Annotated in this window: 10 protein-coding genes; 5 read left to right on the top strand and 5 right to left on the bottom strand. The window is 73.5% G+C overall.

The genetic code is table 11. From position 1 onward, the window contains the following. Nucleotides 1–64: 64 nt before the first annotated feature. From ACFY0P_RS34980 to ACFY0P_RS34965, 4 genes are all read left to right on the top strand, one after another. The gene (locus ACFY0P_RS34980) at nt 65–1048 is read left to right on the top strand and encodes an ABC transporter permease (protein WP_388922440.1); all 984 of its coding nucleotides are present in this window, start codon (nt 65–67) and stop codon (nt 1046–1048) included. After that, nucleotides 1045–1935, top strand: a complete 891-nt coding sequence (locus tag ACFY0P_RS34975) for an ABC transporter permease (RefSeq protein WP_388922437.1) — start codon at nt 1045–1047, stop codon at nt 1933–1935. The genes ACFY0P_RS34980 and ACFY0P_RS34975 overlap by 4 nt, the downstream gene beginning before the upstream one ends. Beyond that, on the top strand, nt 1935–4274 hold the full coding sequence (locus tag ACFY0P_RS34970) for a dipeptide ABC transporter ATP-binding protein (protein ID WP_388922434.1): 2340 nt from the start codon (nt 1935–1937) through the stop codon (nt 4272–4274). The genes ACFY0P_RS34975 and ACFY0P_RS34970 overlap by 1 nt, the downstream gene beginning before the upstream one ends. Before the next feature lie 477 nt (nt 4275–4751). After that, nucleotides 4752–6110: a helix-turn-helix domain-containing protein gene (locus ACFY0P_RS34965; protein ID WP_388922431.1), complete on the top strand. Its 1359-nt coding sequence runs from the start codon at nt 4752–4754 to the stop codon at nt 6108–6110. Between the two features lie 312 nt (nt 6111–6422). Here ACFY0P_RS34965 and ACFY0P_RS34960 read toward each other — a convergent pair whose 3' ends face one another. From ACFY0P_RS34960 to ACFY0P_RS34940, 5 genes are read right to left on the bottom strand one after another with little or no spacing between them, the layout of a single operon-like run. After that, complete coding sequence (locus tag ACFY0P_RS34960) at nt 6423–7859, bottom strand: hypothetical protein (RefSeq protein ID WP_388922428.1); 1437 nt, start codon at nt 7857–7859, stop codon at nt 6423–6425. Next, nucleotides 7856–9853, bottom strand: a complete 1998-nt coding sequence (locus tag ACFY0P_RS34955) for an alpha-1,4-glucan--maltose-1-phosphate maltosyltransferase (protein WP_388922426.1) — start codon at nt 9851–9853, stop codon at nt 7856–7858. The genes ACFY0P_RS34960 and ACFY0P_RS34955 overlap by 4 nt, the downstream gene beginning before the upstream one ends. A 30-nt stretch (nt 9854–9883) precedes the next feature. Continuing rightward, the gene (locus tag ACFY0P_RS34950; RefSeq protein WP_388922475.1) at nt 9884–10504 is read right to left on the bottom strand and encodes a DJ-1/PfpI family protein; all 621 of its coding nucleotides are present in this window, start codon (nt 10502–10504) and stop codon (nt 9884–9886) included. Between the two features lie 5 nt (nt 10505–10509). After that, a complete protein-coding gene (locus ACFY0P_RS34945) occupies nt 10510–12186 on the bottom strand; it encodes a thiamine pyrophosphate-binding protein (RefSeq protein ID WP_388922423.1) in 1677 nt (558 codons plus the stop codon). A 35-nt stretch (nt 12187–12221) separates the two neighbouring features. Continuing rightward, nucleotides 12222–13058: a type 1 glutamine amidotransferase domain-containing protein gene (locus ACFY0P_RS34940; RefSeq protein ID WP_361296529.1), complete on the bottom strand. Its 837-nt coding sequence runs from the start codon at nt 13056–13058 to the stop codon at nt 12222–12224. A 333-nt stretch (nt 13059–13391) separates the two neighbouring features. Here ACFY0P_RS34940 and ACFY0P_RS34935 point away from each other — a divergent pair, with 333 nt between their 5' ends. Continuing rightward, the gene (locus ACFY0P_RS34935; protein WP_388922420.1) at nt 13392–13805 is read left to right on the top strand and encodes a hypothetical protein; all 414 of its coding nucleotides are present in this window, start codon (nt 13392–13394) and stop codon (nt 13803–13805) included. The last annotated feature ends 20 nt before the right edge of the window (nt 13806–13825 follow it).

The following is a 13825-nucleotide window of genomic DNA, read 5'->3' as shown; positions in this document are numbered from 1 at the left end:
AGCTTAACATCACGATGTTTCCCTCACATGAAGAGAAGGCAGACTCCCCTCCGTCAGGAGTGCCATGTTCTTCCTGGTCGCCAGGCGCCTGGTCCGCTGTGTCGTCCTGTTCCTCGTCTCCCTGGTCCTCTCCTACGCCCTCGCCTCGACCGCGCTCGATCCCCGCGCGTACTTCGAGGACCGCAGGCCACCGCCGCCGGCGCGGGTCGTCGACCGCGAGCTGTCCCGGCTCGGCATGGACGACCGCGCCCCGCTGCCGGAGCGCTTCGCGCGCTGGGCGGACCGCGCCGTCCACGGCGACCTGGGCCGCACCATCGACGGCGACTCGGTGAGCGGCGAGTTCGGCCGCCGGATCGGCGTGACGGTACGGCTGCTGCTGGTGGGCACGGTGGCCGGTACGGCCGTCGGCACCCTGGCCGGGATGTGGGCGGCGGTCCGGCGCGGCGGGTTCGGCGACCGGGCGCTGGCCGGGTTCTCCTTCGCGGTGCTGTGCGTCCCCACCTTCGTGCTGGCGCTGCTGCTGAAGACGGGGGCCCTCGCGGTCAACCGGGCCGCGGGCGGCAACGTCGTCAAGTACACCGGCGAGCACACCCCCGGGCTGCAGGGCGACTGGAGCGTCCACCTCCGGGACACGGCGGCCCACCTGGTGCTCCCGGCGCTCTGCGTGGCGCTCGCGGCGATCGCGCTGTACAGCCGCTACCAGCGGGCCGCCACCCTGGACGTGCTCGGCGCGGACCATCTGCGCACCGCCCGCGCCAAGGGGCTCACCCCGGGCCGCGCGCTGCTGCGGCACGGACTGCGGATCTCGCTGGTGCCGATGACGGTCTTCTTCTCCTTCGGCGTCCTCACCCTGGTCACCGGGGCGGTGTTCACCGAGCGGGTCTTCGGCTGGCCCGGCATGGGCAGCTGGCTGATCGACTCGGTGGAGAAGGGCGACGTCAACTCCGTCGTGGCGGTGGACGGCTTCGCCGCGGCCGTCGTGCTGCTGGCGGGGCTGGTCGCGGACGTCCTGCACGCGCTGCTCGATCCCCGGGTGCGGGAGCCGTGAGAGCGGGGCGGCGGGGGCGGGCCGTGCTCGGCCGGCTGGCCCGGCACCCGGGGGCGCTGTGCGGACTCGCGCTGCTGCTGGCCCTGGTGGTGTTCGCGGTCGCGGGGCCGTACGTGTGCCGATGGTCCTACACGGACGTCGACTACGGCGCGCTGCGGCAACCGCCGGACGCGCGGCACTGGATGGGCACCAACCGGATCGGGCAGGACGTGTTCGCCCAGGCCGCGCACGGGCTGCGGAAGTCGCTGCTGATCGGGGCGCTGGTGGCCGCGGTCGCCACCGGTCTGGCCGCGGCGGTGGGGACCTGCGCGGGTTACTTCGGCGGCTGGACGGACCGGCTGCTGATGCTCGTGGCGGACCTGCTGCTCGTGCTCCCCGGCTTCCTCGTCCTCGTGGTGCTCGCGCCGCGGCTGCGGCGGTGGGGCTGGCTCGCGCTGGCCGGGCTGCTCGCCCTGCTGGGCTGGATGGTCACCGCACGGGCGGTGCGCGGCATGACCCGTTCCCTGAAGGAGCGGCAGTTCGTGGTGGCGGCGGGGCTGATGGGGGTCGGGCCGGTGCGGATCATCTGGCGGCACGTGCTGCCGCACCTGGCCTCGTTCCTGATCACCGATGCGACGGTCACGGTGGCCGGGGCGGTGGTCAGCGAGGCCGGACTGTCCTACTTCGGCTTCGGCGTCCAGCCGCCCGACGTCTCCCTGGGCACGCTGATCGCGGACGCGTCCGACGTGGCCCTGGTGTATCCGTGGATGTTCTTCTTCCCGGCGGGCCTGCTGATCGCGTTCGTCCTGGCGGTCAGCCTCCTCGGCAACGCCCTGCGCGACGCCCTGGACCCCACGACGGTACGGCCGTCCGGGCCGCCCCGCGGCGCCGTGTCGGGGCTGGCCTGATGAGCGCGCGCCCGGCGGCGCACGGACCGGCGAACCCGGTCCTCGAGGTGCGCGGTCTGACGGTCGCCTTCGCAGGCGGGCGGCGGCGGCCGCCCGTTCCCGTGGTGCGCGGCGTGGACCTCGTGCTGCGCCCCGGCGAAGTGCTGGGCCTGGTGGGCGAGTCCGGCGCCGGCAAGTCGCTCACCGCCCTGTCCCTGCTCGGCCTGGCCCCGCCCGGCGCCCGGGTGGGCGGTTCGGTACGGCTGCTGGGCGAGGAGCTGCTGGGCCGGCCGGAGCGGGAGCTGGCCGGCCTCCGGGGCCGCCGGATCGCGATGGTCTTCCAGGATCCGCTGCACGCCTTCACCCCCGTACTGCGCGTCGGCGACCAGATCGCGGAGGCCCTGCGCATCCACGAACGCCCGCGCCCGCGCCGCGAGACGGCGTTGCGGCGGGCCGTGGAGCTCCTGGACTTCGTGGGGGTGCCGCAGCCGTCCCGGGCCGCCCGCGCCCTGCCCCACCAGCTCTCCGGCGGGATGCTCCAGCGGGCCATGATCGCGATGGCGGTGGCCAACCGGCCCGCGGTCCTCGTCGCGGACGAGCCGACCAGCGCGCTGGACGTGACCGTGCAGGCCCAGGTCCTTGAGGCGCTCGCGGCAGCCCGGCGGGAGACGGGGGCGGCACTGCTCCTCGTCACCCACGACCTCGGCGTGGTCGCGGGCGCCGCCGACCGGGTCGCGGTCCTGTACGCGGGGCGGGTGGTGGAGACGGGCCCGGCGGAGGCGGTGCTCTGCCGCCCCCGGATGCCGTACACCCTCGGCCTCGTCGGCTCCGTGCCGCGCCTGGACGCCCGGGTACCCCCCGTCCCGGTCCCGGGTACCGCCCCCGCCCCGGGCACCACCGGCCCGGGCTGCCCCTTCGCCCCCCGCTGTCCCCTGGCGGCACCGGACTGCCGCACGTCCGAGCCGTCGCTCACGGGAGTGGACAGCCCGTCCCGCGCCGACGGCTCGGCCCCCGACGCCCACGCGGCGGCCTGCCGGAGGATCCCGGAGGTCCGGCAGCTGAGCGCGGCGGAGCTGTTCGGGCCGCCGCCGGTCCCGCCGGAGGACCGGGGCGATGCGCCGGGCGAGCCGTCCGCGCCGCCCGCGCCGCCACGGTCCGGCACGGACACCGCCGAGCACACCCCGGCTGCCGCCCCGGCCGGAACGTGGCGCCGGGCCGTCGGCGCACCGACGCACGCCGGTCGCGCGACCGAGCCGCCTCCGAGGGCGGCGGGAGACGCGGCCGAAGACCCGTCCGGCGGCACGGCCTGGGACTCCACCGGAGGCGCGGCCGCGGCCGCCGATGTCGTGCTGCGGGTCTCCGGGCTCGGTCGGTCGTACCGGGCGCCGGGGTTCCGGCACCGCCGTGCCCCCGCCGTGCGGGCCGTGGAGTGGGTCGATCTGGAGGTACGGCGCGGGCAGACGCTGGCGCTGGTCGGGGAGTCGGGGGCCGGGAAGAGTACGACGCTGCGGGAGATCGCCGCGCTGGCGGCTCCGCAGACCGGGCGGGTGGAGGTGCTCGGGCAGGACACCGCGCTGCTCTCCCGGCGGTCGGCGCGCGAGCTGCGGACGGCGGTGCAGCTGGTGCCGCAGGATCCGATGTCGAGCCTCGATCCGCGGATGCCGGTGGGTGACATCGTCGCCGAGCCGCTGCACGCCGCACGGGTGCCGCCGGCCGTCGTGGCGGCGCGGGTACCGCGGCTGCTGTCCCAGGTGGGGCTGCGCCCGGCGGACGCCGACGGCTACCCGCACCAGTTCTCCGGGGGCCAGCGGCAGCGCGTCGCCATCGCGCGGGCCCTGGCGGTCGGCCCCGCGCTCCTGCTGCTCGACGAACCGGTGTCGGCGCTGGACGTGTCGGTGCAGGCCGGCATCCTGGACCTGCTGCTGCGGCTGAAGCGGACGCTGGGCCCGGCCTACCTGCTGGTCTCGCACGACCTGGCGGTGGTCCGGCAGCTCGCCGACCGGGTGTCGGTCATGTACGCGGGCCGGACGGTGGAGACGGGCGGTGTGGCCGAGGTGTTCGGCCGGCCACGCCATCCCTACACCCGGGCGCTGCTCTCGGCCGTCCCGCTGCCGGATCCGGTCGCCGAGCGCTCCCGGCGCCGGATCGTGCTGCCCGTCGACCCCGGGACGGGCCAACGGGCCGCCTCCGGGTGCGGCTTCCGGGCCCGCTGCCCCGTCCAGGCCGTGCTCTCCGCCGCCGAGCGGCGGCGCTGCTCGGAGGAGGTACCGCGCGGGCGGGCGGCCGGACCGGCCGCGGGCCACACCGTCTCCTGCCATTTCCCGCACGACGAAGGACCGGGTCCGGTCCGGCGGCCGTAGCGCGACCGCCGGACCGGACCCGGTCCCGTGCGAGGTGCCCGTGTGATCAGCAGCAACCACCACTCCCACCGCTGGACGCGGCCATGCCCTCGTGCTGCGGACGGTTACCCGGGCCGGAATCGCTCAGCCACAGTCCCCCCGACACAAGACCACTGATCAGGACGACGATTGCAAAGAGCGCGATTATTTTATTGCTCACGAAAATCCCCTCCCCTGAACAATAGAAGGTTGCGCCTTGACAATTACAGTCAACATTAAATAACTAGCCCAGTCAAGCTATTTCTTTAAAAATTAATCACAACCAAACGGAATATCGCGCACCGCATAAGCCATCCCCTAAAGCGATCGGATAAGTCCCCTGCAAAATACGGTCGAGAGCCACTAAAAGATCACCGTAGGCCCATTGGGTAGATATCAACTTACTGGTAACATCAATCTGTCATCCCCACAGTCAAGTACTGCCACCGAGGAGTTCGCATGGATCCACTCGGCAACGCGACGGCCGCAGGACTGGGCGAGCGCATCAGGGTGTTGCGCGGCAAACGTGGACTCAAGCAGCAGGACCTCGCGTCCGGCGAGATTTCGGCGAGCTACATCTCCCTGATCGAGTCGGGGAAGCGCGGCGCGCCGTCGGACTCGGTGCTCGCCGCGCTCGCCGAGCGCCTCGGGTGCTCCGTGGAGTACCTGCGCAGCGGACGCGACGACCACGAGCTGGAGGAGACCCGGCTGCGGCTGGCCTTCGGCGAGATGGCCCTGCGCAACGGCAGCAACGGCGAGGCCCTCCAGACCCTGAGCGACCTCCTGGCGAAGCCGTCCCTGCTGGACCCGTCGATGACCCGGCGCGCCCGCATCGCGCAGGCCTCCGCCCTGGAGAAGCTCGACCGCATCGAGGCCGCCATCACGATCCTGGAAGACCTCCAGCGCGACCCCGAACTGCCGCCCGGCTCCGCCGACTGGTGCACGGTGTCGGTCGCCCTGTCCCGCTGCTACCGCAACGCCGGCGACATCACGACGAGCATCGAGATCGGCGAGCGGGCCATGTCCCGGCTCGACGCCCTCGGCCTGGACGTCACGGTCGACCACGTCCAGCTCGGCGCCACGCTCATGGCGTCGTACCACATGCGCGGCGACCTCACCCGAGCCCAGCTGCTCGGCGTCCGGCTCCTGGACGCCGCCGAGAAGCAGGGGGCCCGGGCCGCGCGGGGTGCCGTCTTCTGGAACGCGGGGCTCGTGGCCCGCTCCCGCGGCCAGCTGAACGAGGCGCTGGCCCTGGTGGAGCGGGCGCTGGCGCTGATGTCCGAGGACGACAACATCCGCCATGTCGCCATGCTCAAGATGAACTGCGGCTCGCTGCTCCTCCAGGTCGACCAGCCGGAACCGGCGCGCGCCAAGCAACTCCTGGAGGAGGCCCAGCAGTTGCTGGCGGAGGTCGGCAACGCCCCCGAGCTGGCCCAGTGCGAGATCGGCCTGGCCGACGCGGACGCGATGCTCGGCAACTGGGACGAGGCCGCGGCCCACGCGGAGCGGGCCCTCGGCCTCACGGGTCCGGAGTCCCGCATCCAGGCGGTCGGCGCGCGCGCCACGCTCGCCGAGATCCATCTGCTGCGCGGCGACCACGAGCAGGCGGCCCAGTGCCTGCAGGCCGCGACCCGGCAGCTGCGCCAGTTCCCGCCGTCCCACCAGACCGCGCTCAACTGGCGGTACGTGGGCGACCTGTGGCGCCGCCAGGGCAACGGTACGGCCGCCCTGCAGGCGTACGACCAGGCGCTGTCGTCGGCCGGTCTGGCCCCGAACCGCGACCCGAGCGCGTCCTTCACCGAGCAGCGCCGTTCCTGACCCGCTCCGCCCCGTTCCGCGCACCACCCGAATTCCCCTTCCGGAGCCGCCGTGAAATACCCGCACGAGCAAGAGAACTGAAAGTCCGTCGAGCGATTTCCGAGTTCCGGTTCCGGTCCTTTCACCGCCGGATTCGACGCCGCGCCGGGCCCCGTCCGGCACCGGGTTGTACGACCGGCCGGACGCCGGGCCGGACACCCGGTGAGGCACCCGGACCGGACGCCGGGTCGGGCACGCGGGCGGGACGCCGGGTTCGCCACCGGACCGGGCGCCGGATCCGTGCGGGTGCGGCGGCTCCCGGCGGGGCGGCCCTCAGCGCGAAGCCGTGGCCAGCCGATGGACCGCCGCGAGCGGCACCGGCAGCCGGTCGGGGCGCAGCCGGGACTCGTACACGGCCTCGTAGACGGCCTTGTCCGCCTCGAAGGCGCGCAGGAGTACGGGGTGGCAGTCCGGGTCCTCGTGGCCGGCGGCCGCGTACCCGGAGACGAACGCCCGCCGGTTGCGCACCGCCCACGCGGTGGCGCGCCGGCGCCTGCGCAGCCGGACCGCCGGCGAGGACTCGCCCTCCTCCTCGACGGCGGCGAGCCCGGTGCGGGCCGCGTAGTCGAAGGAGCGCAGCATGCCGGCGACGTCCTTCAGCACCGGCTGCGGACGGGCGCGTTCGGCGGCGGGCTGGGCCGGCTCGCCCTCGAAGTCCACGATCCGCCAGCCGTCGTGCGCCCGCAGAGCCTGTCCCAGGTGCAGGTCGCCGTGGGTGCGCTGGACGTAGAGCGGGCAGCCGCGCCCGGCCACCCGGGCGCAGTCGTCGAAGAGGGCGCCGAGCCGTGCGGTGTACCGGGCGAGGGCCGGGACCTCCTCGGCGGCCTCCTTGAGGCGCATGGTCATCCGTGCCGTCTCCTCGGCCACGTCCGCCACGGTCAGCCGGGTCCGCCCGAACGCCTCGCCGAGCGCGCCGTGCACGTCGGCGACGGCCCGGCCCAGGGCGGCCGCGTCCGCGGTGAAGCCGCCGCCGGCCGGGCCGCCGCGGGCGGTGCCGGCCACGGAGTCGGTGGCCTGCCGTACCGCCTCCGCCCAGCCCTCCCGGGCGTCCGGCAGGAACTCCTCGACGAGGCCGAGCACCAGGCCCTCCGCGCCGGGGGCGTCGCTGTGCACCGCCCCGTAGAGGTGGGGGGTGCGGGCGCAGTCCTGGCCGGTGAGCGCCCGCAGCGCCTCGACCTCGGTGTGCGGTCCCTGCTCCGGGCGGCGGAAGATCTTCAGCAGCACCCGGTCGCCGTAGGCCACGGAGGTGTTGCTCTGCTCCACCTGGAGCGGCCGGGGCACCAGGCCGACGGGCAGCGGGTAGCGGGAACTGCGCTCCAGGCGCGGCCCGTGCTCGGCGCCGCCGCCCGCCAGGGTGCGCAGCAGCAGCGCGAGCACGGTGCCGTCGGCCAGCGCGTCGTAGACCCGCCAGCCCTGCCAGGGGCCCGCCGGCACGGTGGCGATCGCGGCGGGGGCCAGCCGGCCGGGCAGTTCCGGGCGCAGGCCCAGCAGGAGCTGGACGCGCAGCGGTCCGGCGGCGCCGTCCGCCGAGACCACGGCGTGCAGCAGCAGCGGGGGTTCGTCACCGACCACCGACGCCGCCTCGGCGGTCAGCGGGGCCCCGGCGTAGCGGGTGTCGAACCAGCGGCGGCCCGCCAGCCACGGCCCGAGCGCGGGCAGCAGCGGCCGCAGGATCTCCGACCTCGCCGCCGTACTCGTCTCCGTCCTCATGACGCCTCCTCGGTCGTCAGTACGTGCGCGACCTGGTGGGCCGGGTCGAGGCGCACGTAGGTGGACTCGCCCCAGGCGTAGGCGGCTCCGGTGAGTTCGTCGCGGAGCTTGAGCGTGCCGTCGGCGGGCAGGCCGAGGGCCGCCAGGTCGCAGGTCACAGTGGCCTCCTGGGCCCGGTGCGGATCCAGGTTGACGACGACCAGCACCACGTCGGTGCCGCCCTCGGGCAGTTCCACGTGTTTGGAGTAGGCGAGGATCTGGTCGTTGTCGGTGTGCTGGAGCCGCAGGTTGCGCAGTTCCTGGAGGGCCGGACGGGTCCGGCGGAGCCGGTTGAGCAGGGTGATCAGCGGGGCGATGGTCCGCCCCCCGGCCTCGGCGGCCGCCCAGTCGCGCGGCCGTAACTGGTACTTCTCCGAGGCGAGGTAGTCCTCGGTACCCTCGGCGAGCGGGGTGTTCTCGCACAGCTCGTACCCGGCGTACACCCCCCAGCTGGGCGCGGCGGTCGCCGCCAGCACGGCCCGGACCTCGAAGGCGGGCCGGCCGCCGTGCTGGAGGTAGGCGTGCAGGATGTCCGGGGTGTTCACGAACAGGTTGGGGCGCAGGAAGTCGGCGCTGTCCCGGGTGAGTTCGGGCAGGTACTCGGTCAGCTCCTGCTTGGTGTTCTTCCAGGTGAAGTAGGTGTACGACTGCTGGAAGCCGGCCTGGGCCAGGGCGTGCACCATGGCCCGCCGGGTGAACGCCTCGGCCAGGAACACCACGTCCGGGTCGGTGGCGTTCACCTCGCCGATCAGCCGCTCCCAGAAGTGCACCGGCTTGGTGTGCGGATTGTCGACGCGGAAGATCCGCACGCCCTGCGCCGTCCAGTGCCGCAGGACGCGCAGCGCCTCGGCGTACAGGCCCTCGAAGTCGGTGTCGAAGTCGAGGGGGTGGATGTCCTCGTAGGTCTTGGGCGGGTTCTCGGCGTAGGCGACCGAGCCGTCCACCCGGTGGTGGAACCACTCGGGATGCGCGGTCACCCACGGGTGGTCCGGGGAGCATTGGAGGGCGAAGTCGATCGCCACCTCCAGGCCGAGGCCCCGGGCTGCGGTGACGAAGTACCGGAAGTCGTCCAGGGTGCCGAGGTCGGGGTGGACCGCGTCGTGGCCGCCCTGCCAGGAGCCGATGGCCCAGGGCGAGCCGACGTCGTCGGGGCCCGCGACGAGCGTGTTGTCGCGGCCCTTGCGGTGGGTGGCGCCGATGGGGTGGACGGGCGGCAGGTACACCACGTCGAAGCCCATCGCCGCGACGGCGGGCAGCCGGGCGGCGGCGGTCCGCAGGGTGCCGCTCACCGTCCGCCCGTCCGCCGTCACGACCGCGCCCTCCGACCGCGGGAACAGCTCGTACCAGGACCCGACCAGGGCCCGCCGCCGCTCCACGCGCAGCGGCAACGGCCGGGAGGCGGTGACCAGTTCGCGCAGTGCGTAGCGGCCCAGGGCGGCCGTCACCCGGGGGTCGGTGACGGCCGCCAGCCGGGCCGAGGCCGGGCCGAGGGTGTCGCGGAGCGCGGCGACCGCGGCCCGGACCTCCTCGCGTCGGCCCCAGTCGGTGATGTCGTTGTCGCCGTGTGCCGCCCGTTCGTGCAGCAGCACGCCCTCGCGCAGGGTCAGTTCGGTGTCGACGCCGGCCGCGGTCTTCAGCGCGGCGTCCCGGCGCCAGGTGGCCAGCGGGTCGGCCCAGGCCTCGACGCGGAAGGTCCACAGGCCCTCGGCGTCGGGGACCACGGTGGCGCTCCAGCGGTCGGCGTCCGCGTCGACGAGGACCATCGGTACCCGCCGGGCGGGGGCTCCCCCGGGACCGCGCAGGACCACGTCCGCGGCGATCACGCCGTGGCCCTCGCGGAAGACGGTGGCCGTGATGTCGAGGTGCTCGCCGGTCACGGCCTTGGCGGGCAGTTCCCCGTCCCGCACCCGGGGGCGGACGTCGAGGATCGGGATGCGCCCGGTCACCGGTGTCATGAGATCGCTCCTCTCCCCGTTGGCGTCCCGTCAGCCCTGCCCGGCCTGGGCTGCCTGAGCGGCCGGGGCGGCCTCGGCGGGCTGACGGTCGGCGAGCAGGTCGATGATGGTGCGGGCGAAGACGTGGCAGTGGTTGCCGGTGCGGCCGGTGACCAGGTCGTCGTGGACGACGACGTCCTGGTCGACGTACTCGCCGCCCATGTTCCGCAGGTCGCCCAGCAGGTTGTTGTGGACGACCGCGCGCCGGCCGCGCATCAGGTTCGGGATGGGTGCGGCGAGCCACATGCCGTGGCAGATGATGCCCTTGACGATCGCCGGGTCGGCGAACGCGCGGCGCAGGAACTGCGAGGCGGGCGGCAGCTGTTCGGGGTCCTCGGTGTAGCGGAGGCGGTCGGAGACCATCCCGGAGGGGACGATCACCGCCGAGTACTCCTTGAGCGCGAACTCGTCGAGGTCCTCGAAGGACTCGGTGACCTCGAAGGGCATGCGGTGCTCGTGCCCCTGGAAGGTCATGCCCTCGTTGCCCCAGAGCCGGGTCAGGAAGTGGACCTCGGCGCCCTCCTCGGGGAAGCGGTAGCGGTAGTAGAGGATCTCGGGCTCGTAGAAGTCGCTCTCCATCAGGACGGCGATCTTGTGTCCGGTCAGTCGCACGGCGGTCACCCCTTTCCCTTGGCCGTCACCAGGTCGACGAGGAACGGCCCGTGGTGGGCGAGGGCCTGGGCCACCGCGCCCTCGGCCTGGCCGGGCTTCTCCACCCGTACGGCGGCCACGCCGAGGGAGCGGGCGAGGCCCGTGAAGTCGATGGGCGGGTGCGAGAGGTCGAACATGCCGGGCTGTTCGTGGGCCGGTATGCCGGTCTCCCGCCAGTACTCCTCGATGTTGTCCTCCAGCAGCCGGTAGCTGCCGTTGTTGCAGATCACGAACTTGGTGGGCAGGCCGTACCGGGCGGCCGTCCACAGGGCCTGGAAGGTGTACATGCTGCCGCCGTCGCCGGTGAAGCCGACCACCGTGCGGTCGGGGTGGGCGAGCTGGGCGCCGAGCGCGCCGGGCAGGCCGACGCCGAGGGAACCGCCCCGGGTCTGCATCCACCGGCCGGGCACGGTGGGCGGCAGGTGGCGGAAGAGCACCGGGGACGCGGTCAGGGCCTCGTCGAACAGCAGTGCGTCGGGCGGAAGTTGGCGGGCGAGTTCGCGGGCGAAGGCGGCGGTGGGCACGGACTGCGCCTCGCCGTCGAACAGGTCCCGTTCCCGGGCGCCGGCCAGGGCGTCGGCCCGCTCGGCGGCCCGCACCCGAAGGCGTTCGGCCGCTTCCGTCCGCCGCTCCTCGCCCATCTCCCCGTGCAGCGCGTCGGCGAGCAGCCCGAGGGTGGCCTTCGGGTCGGCCACGATGCCGAGGTCGACCGGGAAGTTCTTCGCGATGGCGTCGGTGTCGAGGTCCACGTGGACCACCGGGGTGCCCTCGGCGAAGACGTCGTACAGGGCCGGGAACACCTCGGGCAGGGCGTAGGTGCCGACGATCAGGACTCCGTCGGCCGCGCCGGTGATCCGCCGGCTCTGCTCGCCGAACATGTGCCCCAGCTGGCCCGCGTAGGCCGGGTGCTGGACGGAGAGGTTGACCTCGGCCCAGTCGGCGCCGTACACGTCGGCGCCCCACATCTCGGCGAGGCGGGCCAGCTCGGGCTGGGCGCCCGCGAAGTGCACGCCGTCGCCCGCCACGATCAGCGGGCGGCGGGCCCCGGCGAGCAGCGCGGCGGCCCGGGCGACGGTGTCCGGGGCGGGCCGGCTGCGGGTGTCCGGGTAACTGACCGGAACGACCGCCTCCCGGGTGCCGGCGTCCATCACGTCGGCCGGCAGCACCACCAGGACCGGCCCGTACGGCGGGGTTCCGGCCACCTTGAAGGCGCGGCGCAGCACGCGCAGCGTGGAGTCGGGGTCGAGCACCCGGGTCGCCCACTTGGTGACCGGCTCCGCCATGCCGACCAGGTCGGCCGCCATCTGGGCGTCAAGACCGGCGTACCGCAACCCGGCCTCGCCGACCAGGGTGACGATCGGGGCGTGCCCGCGCATGGCCTGGTAGAGCATGCCGATGCCGTTGCCGAGGCCGACCCCGGAGTGCAGTTGCAGGACCGCCGGGGTGCGGGTGGCGCGGGCGTGGCCGTCCGCCATGCCGACGGCTGTGGCCTCCTGCAGGGCCAGGATGTACTGGATCGAGGGGAAGGAGCGCAGTTCGTCGAGGAACCCCTGCTCGACCGTGCCGGGGTTGCCGAACATGTACCGGACGCCTTCGGCCTCCAGTTGCTCCAGGAGCGCGACGCGCGCGGGCCTGCTGTCCATGCTGGTCACCTCTCGCGGGACGGGTTGTCAGGACGTCAGGAGGTCCTGAACCCCCACTGGCGCAGGCCCTGTTCGAGGACCTCGACGGTCTTCTGGCCGGTCAGGTAGGAGTCGGGGGTCGAACGGCCCGTGATGAACGGGTAGTCGACGATGACCGAGGTCTCCTTGCCGAAGTTGCCGTGGTAGGCGCCGCCGGGCGCGGTGGCGTCGCGCAGGATGTACTCCAGCGGGTACGGCGGCGGGCCCATCACGAAGTCGGTGCCGAGGAACCCGGTGCCGTCCTTGTAGTCGTACTCGATGCAGTGCCCGGTGACGTGCTTGCCGCGGATGATGGACGTCCGGGTCTCCTGGTCGCGGGCGAAGGCCAGGCAGGCGACGCCGTAGCACTCGGCGGCGATCGGCCGGTCCAGCTCGCGGAAGGCGAGGATCAGGTCGTGCACCCGCCAGTTGTTGGCGAGGTCGACGATGGGGCCGCTGCCGCCGACGATCAGAAGCGCGTCGTAGCGGTCGGCGATCTGCCGGCGGATCTGCTCCAGGCGGCTGTGGTAGGCCTCCCAGTCACGCAGGAAGTACGGCCGGGAGCGGTAGGGCCGGTCGGGCAGCCAGGACGCGAGGTCGAGGGGGTTGTCGAGCCGGTCCGACTCCTCGACGGCGCGCACCTTGGCCGCCATCTCGGGCGTGGTGACGGACCGGCCGAGCGGCGGGTCGACGTACTCGGGGTCCATGCTCGGCGGCAGCGCGTTGGGCCGCTTGCCGGTGGGGGTGGCGAAGGTGACGTGGTAGCCGGCCTGGTCGAAGGTCTCCAGGGGGCCGATCAACTCCTCGCCCCAGTAGCCGTGTTCGGACAGGACGACGAGGATGCGCCTGCTCATGGGATTCCTCCCGGTTTCGGCGGGACGGTGCCAAGTGGCGGATTCCTGTCTACGGCGGGGCACTTCGTCCGGACCATCGCCGCCGCCCGTGCTCACGGCACATCCCCAAGTGGCCGAATGCACTACGGCATGTTGTGGCCAATGCCTGCGCGTGCTCCGCTACCGGGCGGTACAGCGGTCCCGGCCACGCGAGTTGCCCGAGCCGGAGCTGCGACTTCGCACAGTGCGGCCGGAGTTCCGGCGCACGGCGCGGGGTGCGCCCCGGCTGTGGGGTCATCGGACGCGTATCGCTCCCGGTTCCCGGGGGCGGGACCCCGATGAGCGGAGACATCCATGTCCACCGAACAGACCGGCTCCGACCGGGAGATCGAGGAGTTCGTGCAGCGCTGGTTCGGCCTGCTCAATGTGCACGCACCGGTCGCGGAGCTGCTGCCCTTCGTCGCCGACGAGGGCCTGGAGATGGCCTTCCCTGAGCGCACCCTGCACAGCCACGCGGACTTCCTCGACTGGTACGCGGCCGTCGGTGAGGCCTACAGCGAGCAGGACCACACCGTGGAGAAGCTCGTCCACCAGGAGACCGGAGCCCGGATCGGCATCGACCTGACCGTCGTGTGGACGGCGAAGTCCACCGCCGACGGCACCGTGTCCTCGTTCCGGATCAACCAGCAGTGGCAGCTCGAGCGCCCCGCGCCGGGCGCCACCCCGGTGATCGTCGACTACCAGGTCGGCGAGCCGGCCGCCCTCTGACCCCCGTCACCGTTTGGAGG

It is taken from the genome of Streptomyces sp. NPDC001714, from assembly GCF_042892755.1.
Classification (GTDB): domain Bacteria; phylum Actinomycetota; class Actinomycetes; order Streptomycetales; family Streptomycetaceae; genus Streptomyces.
This window is presented reverse-complemented; position numbering and strand designations above follow the sequence as displayed.

Excerpts from the sequence above, each read along its gene's own strand:
- ACFY0P_RS34965 (WP_388922431.1), top strand. The coding sequence starts at position 4,752 with ATGGATCCACTCGGCAACGCGACGGCCGCAGGACTGGGCGAGCGCATC.
- ACFY0P_RS34935 (WP_388922420.1), top strand. The coding sequence starts at position 13,392 with ATGTCCACCGAACAGACCGGCTCCGACCGGGAGATCGAGGAGTTCGTG.
- ACFY0P_RS34945 (WP_388922423.1), bottom strand. The coding sequence starts at position 12,186 with ATGGACAGCAGGCCCGCGCGCGTCGCGCTCCTGGAGCAACTGGAGGCC.
- ACFY0P_RS34955 (WP_388922426.1), bottom strand. The coding sequence starts at position 9,853 with ATGACACCGGTGACCGGGCGCATCCCGATCCTCGACGTCCGCCCCCGG.
- ACFY0P_RS34980 (WP_388922440.1), top strand. The coding sequence starts at position 65 with ATGTTCTTCCTGGTCGCCAGGCGCCTGGTCCGCTGTGTCGTCCTGTTC.
- ACFY0P_RS34940 (WP_361296529.1), bottom strand. The coding sequence starts at position 13,058 with ATGAGCAGGCGCATCCTCGTCGTCCTGTCCGAACACGGCTACTGGGGC.
- ACFY0P_RS34960 (WP_388922428.1), bottom strand. The coding sequence starts at position 7,859 with ATGAGGACGGAGACGAGTACGGCGGCGAGGTCGGAGATCCTGCGGCCG.
- ACFY0P_RS34970 (WP_388922434.1), top strand. The coding sequence starts at position 1,935 with ATGAGCGCGCGCCCGGCGGCGCACGGACCGGCGAACCCGGTCCTCGAG.